Annotated in this window: 9 protein-coding genes; 8 read left to right on the forward strand and 1 reads right to left on the reverse strand. The window is 43.0% G+C overall.

Annotation, left to right across the window (positions count from 1 at the left end; translation table 11 throughout):
• Nucleotides 1–15: 15 nt before the first annotated feature.
• Nucleotides 16–1,686: an electron transfer flavoprotein-ubiquinone oxidoreductase gene (locus A7456_RS01760; protein WP_067006938.1), complete on the reverse strand. Its 1,671-nt coding sequence runs from the start codon at nt 1,684–1,686 to the stop codon at nt 16–18.
• Between the two features lie 638 nt (nt 1,687–2,324).
• Here A7456_RS01760 and murI point away from each other — a divergent pair.
• The 8 genes from murI to A7456_RS01795 all read left to right on the forward strand — a co-directional run bounded on the left by murI (nt 2,325) and on the right by A7456_RS01795 (nt 14,236).
• On the forward strand, nt 2,325–3,167 hold the full coding sequence (gene murI / locus A7456_RS01765; protein ID WP_067006942.1) for a glutamate racemase: 843 nt from the start codon (nt 2,325–2,327) through the stop codon (nt 3,165–3,167).
• Nucleotides 3,168–3,382: 215 nt separating this feature from the next.
• Nucleotides 3,383–4,405 carry a hypothetical protein gene (locus tag A7456_RS01770; protein WP_067006945.1) on the forward strand — a complete coding sequence of 341 codons (1,023 nt, stop codon included), beginning with the start codon at nt 3,383–3,385 and terminating at the stop codon, nt 4,403–4,405.
• A gap of 543 nt (nt 4,406–4,948) precedes the next feature.
• Complete coding sequence (locus A7456_RS11520) at nt 4,949–5,119, forward strand: hypothetical protein (protein WP_169816053.1); 171 nt, start codon at nt 4,949–4,951, stop codon at nt 5,117–5,119.
• Between the two features lie 511 nt (nt 5,120–5,630).
• The gene (locus tag A7456_RS01775; RefSeq protein ID WP_067006948.1) at nt 5,631–7,325 is read left to right on the forward strand and encodes a hypothetical protein; all 1,695 of its coding nucleotides are present in this window, start codon (nt 5,631–5,633) and stop codon (nt 7,323–7,325) included.
• 144 nt (nt 7,326–7,469) lie between these two features.
• Nucleotides 7,470–9,563, forward strand: a complete 2,094-nt coding sequence (locus A7456_RS01780) for an EAL domain-containing protein (RefSeq protein ID WP_067006957.1) — start codon at nt 7,470–7,472, stop codon at nt 9,561–9,563.
• A gap of 284 nt (nt 9,564–9,847) precedes the next feature.
• A complete protein-coding gene (locus A7456_RS01785) occupies nt 9,848–10,783 on the forward strand; it encodes an AAA family ATPase (RefSeq protein WP_082995387.1) in 936 nt (311 codons plus the stop codon).
• 139 nt (nt 10,784–10,922) lie between these two features.
• A complete protein-coding gene (locus A7456_RS01790) occupies nt 10,923–11,963 on the forward strand; it encodes a DUF58 domain-containing protein (RefSeq protein ID WP_066887199.1) in 1,041 nt (346 codons plus the stop codon).
• Between the two features lie 152 nt (nt 11,964–12,115).
• Nucleotides 12,116–14,236: a transglutaminase family protein gene (locus A7456_RS01795; RefSeq protein WP_082995409.1), complete on the forward strand. Its 2,121-nt coding sequence runs from the start codon at nt 12,116–12,118 to the stop codon at nt 14,234–14,236.
• The last annotated feature ends 149 nt before the right edge of the window (nt 14,237–14,385 follow it).

The raw sequence follows: 14,385 nt of genomic DNA on the forward strand, positions 1-14,385 counted from the left end.
AAAGCCATCCACGTCCTACATGTTTGGATAATTGGGGCCGCCACCACCCTCTGGGGTTACCCATGTGATGTTTTGGGCAGGGTCTTTGATGTCGCAAGTTTTGCAATGCACGCAGTTTTGGCTGTTGATGACAAATCTTGCACCAGTTGGGTCATCATCATCTGCCACCACCTCATAGACCCCTGCTGGGCAGTACAGACGAGCAGGTTCGCCATACAGCGGTAAGTTTTTACTGATGGGTACACTCTGGTCGGTCAGTTTTAGATGACAAGGTTGGTTCTCGGCATGGTTGGTATTTGAGATGAACACACTGGATAATTTATCAAAGGTGAGTTTGCCATCAGGTTTTGGATAATCAGGCTGATAAGCGTGGTCAGCTTTATCAAGACTTGCAAAATCATGACTGTTGTCATGGATGATGAGTGGCATTTTACCGCTTAATAAGTTTTGTTCAACGAAGATAAACGCACCACCGAGCCATGTTCCCATACGGTGCATGGCAGGCGAGAAGTTTTGGGCTAATTTGGCATCATCAAACAGCCATGAGTTTTCAAAATTGGTTTGGTATTCACTGACCTCGTCATGTTCTCGCCCATCTTGAATCGCTTTAAAAATCGCCTCAGCTGCAAGCATGCCCGATTTCATCGCCGTGTGCGTGCCTTTGATTTTGGCGGGGTTTAAAAAGCCAGCATCATCGCCTACAAGTACCCCTCCTGCAAAGCTAAGTTTAGGCAGACTGTTTAGACCGCCTTTTGTCAATGCTCTTGCACCATAGGATAAGCGTTTACCCCCCTCTAAAATGGGGCGGATAAGGGGATGGAGTTTTAGGCGTTGTAGTTCGTCAAAGGGTGAAAGATGTGGATTTGAATAGGACAGATCCACCACCAACCCAAAACTGACCTGATTATCCTGAGCAAAATACAACCACCAACCGCCACTGGTGCCTGTGTCGTTAAGTGGATAACCTGAACCGTGCAAAATCACCCCCTCTTCGTGCTTATCAGGGTCAATCTCCCAAAGCTCTTTTAGACCAATGCCATAATGTTGGGGGTCTTTGCCTTTGTCCAAATGAAAGCGACTGATTAGGCGTTTGCCCAAATGCCCACGACAGCCCTCGGCAAATACGGTATATTTGGCAACAAGTTCATACCCTGCCTCAAAAGATGGCTTGGGCTTACCCTTGGCATCAACCCCCATGTCTCCTGTTTGAATGCCACGCACCGAGCCATCAGCATTGTATAGAATTTCGTTGGCACTAAAATTGGCAAATAACATGATGTCCATGCTTTCTGCTTGTTTGGCAAGCCAGCGTACCACATTGCCCAGTGAGACGATATAATTGCCCTTGTTGTGCATGCTAGCAGGGACGATGGCATCTGGCAGTTTGATGGATTTTTTGGCATTTGGGAGCATATACACACGGTCTTCTTTGGCTTGTAGCGTGATGGGAGCATCCATGTTTTGCCAATCGGGGAGAAGTTCATCTAACGCACGGGTTTCCATGACCGCCCCTGATAAAATATGGGCACCAAATTCTGAACCTTTTTCTATGACGCAAACCATAAATTCATGAAGCCCTGCTTCTGTGGCAAGCTGTTTTAGGCGAATGGCACAGGACAGACCCGACACACCGCCACCGACCACGACCACATCAAATTGCATTGACTCACGTTGTATGTTTTGCATGATATTTTCCTTTTTGGCTACTAAGGTGAAACCTTATAATGGCTATTTGACCACTTAAATGAGATGAATGCTTGGATATTGAGTTTTTTGGTAAGGGGTCAGATGGTTTTGTTGATTGTCAAATCATCTTATCAAATCATCATAAATGGCATATTTTACCAACCTTATCAGATTAGGCAAGTTAATTATGCTTAATTATGTCCTTATTTTTACAAAAATCATGACTGGTGCGGTTATAAAAAGTGGTTGGCGATTTGACTGTGATGGGGGATTTATTTTGGTTAAATGTGTTGGGCTATGTTCAAGGCGTTTAAGGCACTTGCCAAAATCTATAAGACTTTAAATGTGTACGCTTATTTACTCTTTGGGAAATCTTGACAAATGTTGGTTACCGTTGTCAAATCCCTAAAATTTATTTGCTTTTTTATAAAAATTTAGGCAAAATTAAGCAGTTTTTTATCCCAAAAGAAAAATGATGATAAGTAATACCGATAAAAATACCAACAAAAACAGCATCTTAAATCATCATACCTTTGCTGACGAACTTTGCTAACAAGTTTTGCCAATAAGTACAAGTGCTGTTGGATAAATCAACAGCAAAGACGATAACGCCCTTTGATTCACAAAAACCACACGATATGATAAACCAGCACCCTGATTTTAAAGATGACCCTACCGCCCCGATTGGCGTATTTGATTCGGGGGTGGGGGGGTTGTCGGTGTATTTGCACCTAAAAGCACTCATGCCAAACGAGCATTTTATATATCATGCTGATACCGCCAATGTGCCATATGGAGACAAATTGGGCGATGAGATTTTGTTTTTGACTTTAAAGGCGGTATCGCAACTGTGTCAACGGGGGTGTAAACTCATCGTCATCGCCTGTAATAGTGCCTCTGCCTATGCACTAAATGCGGTGCGTGAGCGGTGTAGCGTGCCGATTGTGGGGCTTGTCCCTGCGGTCAAACCTGCCTGCCATCTAACCCATACCCAAAAAATTGCCGTACTTGCCACGCAGGCAACCCTAAATGCAGAGCTGTTAAATGATGTCATCGATGACGTTGCCACGCCACAAGGGATTGTTGTGTATAAACATTTTGAGCCAATGCTTGTGCCTTGGGTAGAAAATGGCATGCCAATAGACAGTCAAGTGGTGCATCTGCTCATAAAACAAACCAAACAATGGGCAGATATGGGTGTGGATGTGATTGTGCTGGGCTGTACGCACTATCCGTTTTTTAAGGGGTTTTTAAGCTCTTATCTACAAAAAGAAAATTTGGCGGTGCATTTGATTGATTCAGGGTTGGCGGTTGCCCAAAGGGTCAAATCTTTGCTTGATTTGTTTCATATGGCAAGTTCCACACCAAATACCACACCCATGCAGTTGTATGCCACACATTTGGATGATGACCTGATTGCCACTGCCAAAAAGTTAAGCGGTGAATCATTTATTGAAATTATCGGTCATCACAAAACTTGACATTAAAATTTTAACAAAATATCATCAAAAAACACCTCTATTTTAACGTATGTTATGTTTTTATGTTATTTTTTTGAGATTTTAATGTGTTTTTAGGATGTGGATATTTTTATTTTGATGAAAATTCTTTATAATAGGCGGATTATCTTATCATTTGTTTAGTTTAGTTTATAAAAACAACGTTCTGATACCGATCTATTCACCTTGGGGTTTTTGTGTCAAATCATCGTTACCATGTTCATGTCGCTTGTGTCGCCAATGACCCATTGTTGGTTAAAGTTCAAGATGATGTGGCGATATTTTTTGAAAATCGGGCTTTTTTGACCAAAGATTTGGTGATTATCCGCCCAGAATCTGCCAGTTATAGCTGGCGTTGTGTTAATGTCGCTGATGTGGTGCTTCTGCTTGTAGGCAATCACTATGGCGATACCAACGCATCAGGGGCAAGCCAGCTTCATGTAAGCTACACCAATGCCAAAGCCAAAAATAAACCCATGCTCATTTTTGTGCATGCCGATGTGCTAAGTAAACCTGCCAACCAAAAATTAACTGACTTTGTGGGGGTATTGACGTTACGATCTGGACAAACGGTACATTATTTTGATGACACTACCAATATATCCAGTCTGCTTGAAACTGCTTTTAATGCGTTGGATTTGGATAAATCTCAGGGTTGGCAGATGGTGAATGTGGGCATAAAACATGCGTTGTTATCCCCGCCCAAAAGACAAACCAACGCCACCACCCAAAAGCAAGCCTCCACACTTGACAATCCCCAATATACGAAGATTGCCCCTACCTGGTCGCATTTGACCGAATCTGTATCATCATCTTATACAAAAACAGATGACAACCTACATGCTTTAAAACCTGCGTTAATGTTAGACAGTGAGTTTTTGGTCAGTTGTACCGCCCATGCGTTTCAAGGTGGCACACTCATTGATGTGTCATTTGTCATCCCATTACGTTGGCGAAATATCATCATCATGCTTGCCAGTGCAGTCATGCCATTTTCTGAACAAGGCTTAGGACGTGCTTTAAATGAACATATTGATAAAAATCTTGCCAGTCAAATCGTGGCAAAAGAGCATCCTAATGTCCACGCCGTCAGTCGGGTGCAGGTGGTCAAAGCGGATGTGCTTTGGATATTAGATGAGTTGGAATTGGCAGGATGGATTGAGTCTGTGGGTCAAGGTGCCATGTGGCAAACCACTGACAAAATATCCAACACAAAATAACATTAGCTTGGCATGCCCAATCAATGCCAAACATACAAAACCCAACACAAAACAGATGATATTAGTGCCAAAATTTTGTTAAGATGAGACGGTTGGGTCTTAATTTAGGCGATATTGCTTATTTGCCTATTGAATGTGAATGTGAATTTTTAATTGCAGTTTAATTATCGTTTATCCTCCGTTGCCGTAAACCTGCGACTTTGGGCGGTGGATATAAGGCAATTGTTAAATGCGATAAGTTTTGCTATACTCATCTCACTATATTCAATGTCTTACATTCCACAGTTAAGTTAAGACTAAATTGCGAGTACGCAGTAACTTAACTGGTAAGACGTTTCCAAACACACACTTAAGCTAATTCGTGTCTATGACAATCCTAACAGTAGGATTAGCTTAAAATAAGAACCTAAGATGTACGGTGTGTCGTACGGGCGGTTGCCACTATCTTAGGCTTGCGGTCGGGCTTGACCGTCTGGGAGCAGGAATCCCCGAACGATAGGGAGGGGAGGAAGTCAACAATGTAGTTATCATAAGGATGATATTATGTCAAAAACCACCCAACAACTGACCGAGCATTTTGATGAGCTGGCTGATACCATGCATGACGCCGAAAAAAGTCGCACCTTAGAAGAGCAGGTTGCTTATCTTAAATCCCAAGGCATTGATCTATCTAAAACCTACGCCAAATGGGATGATGATGAGCCAGAGGAATGACCCAAAAGAGTAACCCAAAACCCAAAACCCAAAAGAGTAACCCAAACATGAGCGAACTTGTTGGCTTATTTGGGTTAGCTTGCCTGGCACACCAAATAAACCCAAGCACAACTGATGATGGTTGTGCTTTTTTACAAAATGACCATCAAACCAAAAAATGACCATCAAACCAAAATGAACAAAAATGCCCCAAATGCTGTTTTTAGGGGATTATCGTTGTGGACAGGTGTTGATGGTTTGTTATAATATAGAACTTTATCTTATTGGGATATATCTATCTTTAATGGTTGAACCTAACCCCAACAACAAATAAGCCACTCATCTTTTATCTTAGCAAATATCTTAGCAAAGCTTGCGGTGTGGTGCGTTTTGCCCATATTTGCTGATAAAGGACAATCCAAATGCCCATCATTTTGTAAAAAGGGACTAAAAACGAGATAAATGACAGTTAAAATCATTGGTAAAAAGACAAAAATTCCCAATCTGGACTAAGTTAAATGAGAGATATGTTATGATTACCCTGCAAAAATTTGAGCATCTAATTCGTGCACCGCTGGCACAAAAGCCCATCACCCTGACCCATTTTGACCAGACAGGTTCCGATATTAGCACATGGGCAACCACACTTTCTACCAGACCCAAATGTGAACAGTACAATAATATTAGAACGGCTCTTAGTGAGGTGTTGGTCTGTAACATGCACGATGGTCAAAAGCTGTTACTTATGGATGAGTTGATGATGGTGATTGAACGCATCATCGGACGGATGCGTGCTGATTATATTTATGAGCATCAAAGTCTCTCCGATGAACAGTTGTCATCGGTTCATGAGGTGCGTAGCTTGTATTTTTTGATGATTTTGATATATCGCAATATTGCCGTACGCCATCAAAACAGTGTTGTTACAGAAAATGGCAGTGGTAAAAAGTGGCTTAATAAAATCATACCTACCAAAAAATCGGACGTGCTGATTGCTGGGCGTGATATCTTTATTTATGCCGTGCATCAATTGATGGTGCTCTATGTGAAGCTGTTGATGGAATATGCCTTGACTTATCAAAAAGCCCCCAAAGTCATCTGGCAGGAGGTTAATGGTTGGTATCTAAATGCGCTTAATTTGCAGCTGTGCCATGAACATATGCACAATCTTAATAAAAATTACCCCAAAACCTCCATTCATGACAGATACATGCAGGCGTGTGGGGCAAGTTTTGGTAACTTTTTTGCCTACCGCCGTCAGGACATTCTAAATGCCTTTAAAGTGTTGCCCTTGTGGACAAAATACTTTAAGACCACCTTTGATGCCAGCTCTGAATTTCGGGTATTTGTCAACCTACAAGGTTTTGAGCCTCCTGAAATTATCACACCATATGTGTCGGTTAATCCATACAGTGATGAGCATCGTTGTCTGTTTTTTGACTTAGCAGATTTTACACGATACATAGAACAAGTATCGGCAGGCGAGTATATAGATGGTACAGCACAGTCGTTATTTGAAATGCGATTTGCCAAGATGGTACTGCTTGCTTTTGAACAGCGATCATCGCATGACAGACAAGATGATAGGCATGAGAGAAAGGCAGAGCTGCTTGTTGGATTTGCTTCCATTTTTAATGAAATCTCTGGCGGTCAAAACCTATCTACCGTCATCCGAGAACGTGGGTTGCCTGCTGATTTTCATGTCAAAATCAGTGCCTCTGCTATTGGTATGGTTGCACCCAAAGAGATGGTTAAGGTAAGCTACAAAAATGAAGCAGTGGCTCGTTTTCGTTTTGGTGCACAGGGGATGGATGAAAAAGATGAGATTTTGTCATCTCGTCCACTCATCCATCTTTATGGGCTTTTTGCCTTAAAATCAGCAATCTCTACCAATAAAAATCCGTGGCGTCTTGGCATGGCACATTGGGTGGAAAAAACGAATAATTCGGTGGCAGTAGATGGGCGATTTTTGGGTAGGGTGTTGATGGTGGTTGGTATTCGTCTGCGTAAACAAGACGGCAGAAGTCAAGAATTTATTCATGCACTGTTGGTGGATGGAGATGAACTCAATGAGCAAAGTACGCTGATTATGCCCCGTTATCATTTTAAAGTGGGAGATTATGTCGTTCTTCGGATTGATACCAAAGAGATGGAGCTTAGGTTGGAGCGTAACCTTTTGACCACAGATGAGATTGAACAATACCAAATCGTACGTTTAAATGGCTAATTGGTCAAATGTCTGTTATAATACGGCATTTTTGATATGTCAATTGCCACATAACTAAATGACCAAATCCCATGAAATCAAGCCCATGTCTTTTGGTTGATTTAATCCTGCCCGTTTACATCGCTTTTAATATACTGTACGTCTATGAAAAAAAATATCTTAAACCTGCTATTTATTGATGAAGAACAGTTGTACGTTGAAAATCTTATTAGCCACTTATCGGCATATTTTGATGAGATAAATTTAGGCTTTTGGGATGAAAAGGAGGGGTTCGTTAAGTCCTTGCGTCAAGAGTGGGATGTGCTTGTTTTTCATCGTGCCTATGACATGAGTTTTACAGATGTTGTGGGCATTTTACAAGAAAATCAAATCAGTATGCCCATCATTCATTTGGTGCAAAGCGATGAACAGGCAAATTTAAACGATGATGGCAACCCTGAGATGATACATGGCGACATGATAAAATCATTGACAAAGAATGATGATAAACTCATCATCTTAGCCATTTGTTTGCAGACAGAGTATGCACGAGCCAAACGCCAGACCATTCATCTAAAATCCATCTTAAAAGAAGCGGAACAACGTGCCAATATCTTGATTAAAAATTCAAAATCTGCTGTGGCGTACATTGATCAGGGGGTGCATATCTTTGCCAATGACCCTTATTTACAAATGTTTGGCTATCGGACGATGGAGGAGATTATTGGTGTGCCAGTGGTGGATTTGATTGCAGGTGGTGATAATGTTAAGGGCTTTAAGCGGTTTCTAAGTCGTTTTGCTAAGGGCGACCGTTCACAGGTGGAATTTGCTTTTGAAAGTAAGCGTACCGATGGCTCAACCTTTGCATCTAAATTACAACTGGCATCGGCAACCTTAGATGGTGAGCCTGTTACACAGATGATTATCCAACAAAATGAAAATAACAGCGCTGAACTTGCCAAAAAACTTGCCAAAGCAGAACGTCAGGATAATTTGACCAAACTGCCAAACCGTCTTGCCTTTACCGAGTCATTGCAAAATACCCAACAAGAGATTACACGTGGCGACATCAAATCCGCCGCTTTGTTGTATATTCGTATGGATGGCGTGGGTAAGATTCATTCAAGCACGGGTCTTGTGGGGGTGGATACTGCGGTCAAACAAGTGGCGTGGGTGCTTGATGAAACCATCAAAAAAGCATATGATGCCAGTGTGAGCAGGTTTAGCGATACCAGTTTTGCGTTGATACTTGATGAGACAAACAAAGAACAGGCGATGAGCTTGGCAGAACAACTTGCCAAGCGTGTGGCGGACATGCTCATTGAGGTAGGCAATCGCACGGTGGGTGCCACGCTGTCTGTTGGTGTGGTGATGATGGACGCCAACACCCCCGAGGCAAGTGTGGTGCTAAGCCGTGCCATGAATACGGTGCAGGAGATTAATCCTGATGATGAGGGCATGAAAATCAAAGCCTTTGACATCAGTGCCATCGCAGGTCAAGATGATGCAATGATGGCAGAGTATATCCAAACTGCCTTAACACAAAATAAATTTATACTAAAATATCAGCCCATATACGACATTGAGACGGACAGTAGCAATTTATTTGAGGTGTTCATCACCTTGCCCCAAGCTGATGGCACACAGATGACCTATGATAAACTCGCTCCTGTTGCCAAAAAGCATGATTTACTTGAAAAAATTGACCGCTGGATGCTTGTCAATGCCAGCAAACATTTGGCAAGTGTTCGCCAAAAAGAGCCCAGTGCACGCTTGTTAGTGGGATTATCATCAGCATCATTGGCAGATACCAATCTGGCAGACATCATCACGCAGCTGACCCGAGCCATCGGTGGGGGCAGTGACACACTGACATTGCAGTTTAGTGAACAGGATTTGGTGGATTATATGGCGGTCGCCAAACGTCAGTTTATCGCCCTAGCCAACATCGATTGTCCTGTGGGCATGAATGGCTTTGGGGTAACTGCTAAATCCGCCGAGGTGTTAGACTATCTGTCGCCTAATATGGTGCGTTTGGCTCGTAGCTATACCAAAGACCTAGACCGAGAGTCAAATATGACAGCCTTACAAGGGCTTATTGGTATGGCAACCGAGAAAGGAGCAAGTACACTCATGCCATACATCGAAGAGGCGGCCACCATGTCCATGGCGTGGTCAGTGGGGGTCAGATACTTACAAGGCGACTATCTGCAACCTGCCAATACCGAGATTACCCTACCACCCCCTGCCGAAGAGTAACCGCCATCGTAGCAAACACCCAACAGATACTTGGGTGTTTTTTGTATAAAAATCTCACCACAATAACGCTTGTCATACAAACAATGTTTTAAAAATTGGTATAATGACCTTGTTCTTAACTTTACATAAGTGCTTGATTTATTAAGGTCAAATTGTAGTACTTCCACAATTTTAAAGACAGCCATCAAATCATCAATAAGTTGCCATGTTAAGTTGAGATTGAGATTTCTGTTTTACTGTTTTTTACCATTTCATTTATCAAAATATTTTTATTTGAGTTTTTCATGTTACCCATCCAATCTAAAATCCAAATTCTGCTAAACAAACTAAACCAAATCGTCCTTGACAAGCAAGAAGTCATAACCTTAGCTGTGTCCTGTATTTTAGCGGATGGGCATTTGCTACTTCAAGACTTGCCCGGCATGGGTAAGACCACATTGGCACACAGCCTTGCCATATTATTGGGGCTTGATTTTAATCGTGTGCAATTTACCAATGACATGTTGCCTGCTGATATTTTAGGTATGATGATTTACAACCAAAACGAGCAGATTTTTAATTTTAGAAAAGGGGCAGTGTTCACTCAGTTACTGCTTGCTGATGAGATTAATCGTTCCAGTCCCAAAACACAGTCAGCACTTTTGGAGGCGATGGAGGAGGGGCAAGTAACCCAAGATGGACAGACATACGCTCTGCCCAAGCCATTTTTTGTCATCGCAACTCAAAACCCCGCCCAACAATCGGGCGTATATCCACTGCCTGAATCACAACTTGACCGCTTTTTAATGTGTCTTTCACTGGGCTATCCATCACCCAAAGCAGAACGTGAGCTCTTAGAGGGGCAAGACCGCCGAGCGATGCTAAGTGAACTTAGCCCTGTTTTGACAAAACAAGAGGTGATGCAAGCCCAAAGAGAAGTCAAAAACATCTACATCGCTCCTGTGGTGCTAGACTATCTACAAAAGCTGGTTGCCAAGACCCGTTTGAGTCAAGAATATCACGGCTTGTCCCCCCGTGGCGTACTGGCGTTAAAGCGGGCTTGTCAGGCTCATGCTTATGTATCAGGTCAGGATAATGTGGCGATAGATGACGTACAAGCGGTGTTCTTAGCAGTCGCTGACCACAGATTGGGGCAACGTTTTGTGCCATTTCATCATTTGGGCGGTCTTACTGAAACAACCATTGCCAAAGGTATTTTAAATGAAGTGGCGATTGATTGATGGTTGATTTGTCATTTGTGATATGCCCTTTTAAATTTTAGCCCCAAAGCTTAAAAATAACCACCGAATAATAAAACATTTGTGATTTTAAGTTGGGATTGCCATTTGTTATAAGCTCAATCAACCCATCTGTATGCCCATGAAATCATCTACTCATCATCCAACTTCCACACCAACCAACCTCATCAAAAATAAACTCAATGAGTTCTTTGCCAAACGTTCACCACGCAAAGACATGGCGTCGCTTGGACTTCGTAATGTCTACATTTTTTTTAGCCGTCAAGGACTTCTGTTTGCTCTACTACTCATCGCCACTTTTGTGATGGGGGTCAATTATGCTAATAACTTGGTGTTGGGGCTGTGCTTTTATCTGTTTGGCATTTGGCTGGTGTCGGTGTTTTATACTTTTGTGCAGGTAGCAAGCATTGATGTGCGATTGGTTGAGTCTGGTATGTCCGAAGCAGGGTCAATCGCTTATGTTAGCTTGGAGCTGACAAATAGAAGTGGCAAGCCATCACGACAAATCAAAGTGATGTTTGATGATAAGCATGAGATTGCCCAAAAAATGCTGACAAATCAGACACGTGAAGATTTTATGAATACTCATACCATCATCACCCCAATGCTGGGCAAATCGGTGTTGGTTAGGCTGCCTCTTTACACACCCACTCGGGGGGTCATGCCCTTACCACGTTTGGTGATTAGTAGTCGTTATCCGCTTGGGATTATGCGTGCGTGGGGCTATGTGTATTTGGCAAGTCCAATTTTTGTGCATCCCAAACCCATCTCTTTTGATTGGCAAAATGACAAGCGAGCACTGGCAGGTGAAAATGACGAGCGAAGTGCCATCAGTGTGGCAGGACAAAGCGACTTTGAGATGTTAGATAAATATCAAGAAGGTGAAGGTCTGGCACGAGTGTCATGGTCACATGTGGCACGAGGGGCGGGCATGCTTACCAAACACTTTGGCGACTCGCTTGGGCGTGAGTGGTGCTTAGATTATGATGACATGCCATCAGGCTCGCATGAGATGCGTCTTAGTGAGCTGACCCATGCAGTGCAAGCCATCGCCACACAGGGCATGCCCTTTATGCTTGTGCTACCGAGTGGGGCAGGCAAGATAGGCGTAGGCGATGAATTTGTCCGTCAATGTTTATTAAGACTTGCCAAAGAACCTTGATAATCCTTGATGAGCTTTGATGGATTTTTGGTAATATTGATAAATTTCTATCGCTTGGTTTAACATCGTTATTAATATTCAAATCACCCCATTGATAAAAATTTTTGGCATTTATCCAATTTATCAATCAAAATCACACAAAATTAAACACCATGAACAGCACCTTTTATGACTTTGGTCAAGGCAGAAAAACCCTAACCAAAACCCCCCAAAAATTTTGGCAAAAAATTCTTGCCTTGCCTGCTTATCATTGGCTACTACTTGCCATGGTATCGCTGATATTGCCCCATGTCATGTATACCCCCACATGGTTGTTAGTTGTACTCATCATCAGCGTCATCATGCAAAAACCTGGCATTAAAGCACATCTTAGCCACATCAGTGGAGGGCGACTACGCCATATTTATCAAGTGATGCAAATGTTGCTATTTTTTGGGGGTGCAGCACTGATTTGGGTGAGTTTTGGGCAGACATTTGGCGTGGATGTGGCGGTTAGCTTTTTGATGCTGTGCTTTGCAGCAAAGGCGTGGGAGCTGTATAACAAACGTGATGCTTATGTGGCGTTAAATCTTGGGTTATTTACACTGGCATCGGCGTTTTTGATGCATCAAGATTTGAGCGTGGTCATGATGGGACTGCCGACACTCATGATGATATTGATGGGTTTTATCGCCATCAGTGATGAGGGTGCCGATGGTTCTGGGCGACTGCGTGCGTTAGGTATGATAACACTGCCTGCCATTCCCCTGCTTGTTGTGCTGTTTTTGTTTTTCCCCCGTCTGCCCCCAATATGGACATTGCCAATGGCGGGTAAATCAGCGACAACAGGAGTTTCAGAGAGCATGTCACCGGGGGATTTTGCTAATCTGAGTCAATCTACCGAGCTTGCCTTTCGGGTGGAGTTTGATGGGCAAATACCAGGTCGTCATGAGATGTATTGGCGTGGGCTTGTGTTTGGTGATTTTGATGGGGTAACGTGGCGACAAAGTGATTTTTCACCCCATTTTTGGTCATCACAAGATGGCAGTAAACCCCCAACATGGGCAATGAGTGCTTATCAGGGCATGGAGCATCATTATCAGGTCATCTTAGAGCCAACCGAACAAAACTGGCTGTTTGCTCTTGACTATCCACGCTTACATCCTAAGCGTGGTGTGGGCATGACAGGTAATTTTACCTTGCGTCATGATTATCCCATCAGCAGTCAAAAACGCTATCACGTCAGTTATTTTAGCCAGTCCAAAATAGATACCAATCTAAGTGACACCCAAAAACGCATCAATCTGCGTCTACCTAAGAGTGGTAATGAGCAAGCCCGTGTTTTTGCCAATGAACTCTATGCCAAAACAGGCGACCCCATTCATTATATTCAAGCGGTACAAGACTTTATCACCAAAGGTGGATTTAGTTATACGCTCTCACCCCCCACGTTGCAAAATGACCGCATTGATGAGTTTTTGTTCGGGACAAAGGCGGGGTTTTGTGAACATTATGCGTCTGGTTTTACGTTTTTGATGCGTTCAGCAGGCATTCCTGCCAGAGTAGTGGCAGGTTATCAAGGGGGTGAGCTTGGGCGAGATGGGCAAAGCTGGGAGGTGCGTCAGATGGATGCTCATGCGTGGACGGAGGTGTGGCTTGATGGTCAGGGGTGGGTGCGAATTGACCCGACCGCCTTTGTTGCACCCAATCGTGTGGAGCAGGGCATGAATGCACTTACCGATGCTGGCGGTGCATCCATGTTTGGCAGTGGTGTGGCAGGGCAGTGGAATTACCAGCAGTTTAAGGCACTACAAACACTCAGACGCTACTCTGACCAGATGGGTTATTATTGGCAAAAAAATGTGATTAACTATGACCAAGATGAGCAAAAAAGCCGACTTTTTAAATGGTTTAATATCAAAAGTTTTACCCAGCAGTTTTGGGTGTTGATTGGAGGTGTGGGTGTGCTTGTCATTGTGTTTGTGAGTGTGATAATATACAGACGCAGACGGCAGTATCACAGATTGGATGCACCACTCATAAAGCTCTCAGCAACACTTGCCAAACAGAATAAAGCGTGGAATAAAAGTGCAAGCGAGCCTTATTTGGCTTATTTGGACAGACTAAAAATCAACCTGCCTACCGATGATGATAACACAGATGGCATCCATGAAGCCATTGATGAGCTAAAAACTCTTTACCGTCAGCACCGCTATGGGCGAGATGGGCAGGCAAATAAAGCGGTGGCAGCCCAGATGATGACGCTTGTTAGACGTCTTTTGGGGCGTGGCTAGGCTGTCTTGTTTAGATTGGTCTTTGTGTTTGGAGTGTGTTACAATGATTTGCCCTAATCTGCTAACATTAAAATTTTAAAATTTTAAAATTTTATCAAACATTTTCCCAAAACCCATAAATCGTCCCCATTATATTGATACATTACTCA

The organism is Moraxella nonliquefaciens (assembly GCF_001679005.1).
GTDB lineage: Bacteria > Pseudomonadota > Gammaproteobacteria > Pseudomonadales > Moraxellaceae > Moraxella > Moraxella nonliquefaciens.

Excerpts from the sequence above, each read along its gene's own strand:
- A7456_RS01790 (WP_066887199.1), top strand. The coding sequence starts at position 10,923 with ATGAAATCATCTACTCATCATCCAACTTCCACACCAACCAACCTCATC.
- A7456_RS01795 (WP_082995409.1), top strand. The coding sequence starts at position 12,116 with ATGAACAGCACCTTTTATGACTTTGGTCAAGGCAGAAAAACCCTAACC.
- A7456_RS01785 (WP_082995387.1), top strand. The coding sequence starts at position 9,848 with ATGTTACCCATCCAATCTAAAATCCAAATTCTGCTAAACAAACTAAAC.
- murI (WP_067006942.1), top strand. The coding sequence starts at position 2,325 with ATGATAAACCAGCACCCTGATTTTAAAGATGACCCTACCGCCCCGATT.
- A7456_RS01760 (WP_067006938.1), bottom strand. The coding sequence starts at position 1,686 with ATGCAAAACATACAACGTGAGTCAATGCAATTTGATGTGGTCGTGGTC.
- A7456_RS11520 (WP_169816053.1), top strand. The coding sequence starts at position 4,949 with ATGTCAAAAACCACCCAACAACTGACCGAGCATTTTGATGAGCTGGCT.
- A7456_RS01775 (WP_067006948.1), top strand. The coding sequence starts at position 5,631 with ATGATTACCCTGCAAAAATTTGAGCATCTAATTCGTGCACCGCTGGCA.
- A7456_RS01780 (WP_067006957.1), top strand. The coding sequence starts at position 7,470 with ATGAAAAAAAATATCTTAAACCTGCTATTTATTGATGAAGAACAGTTG.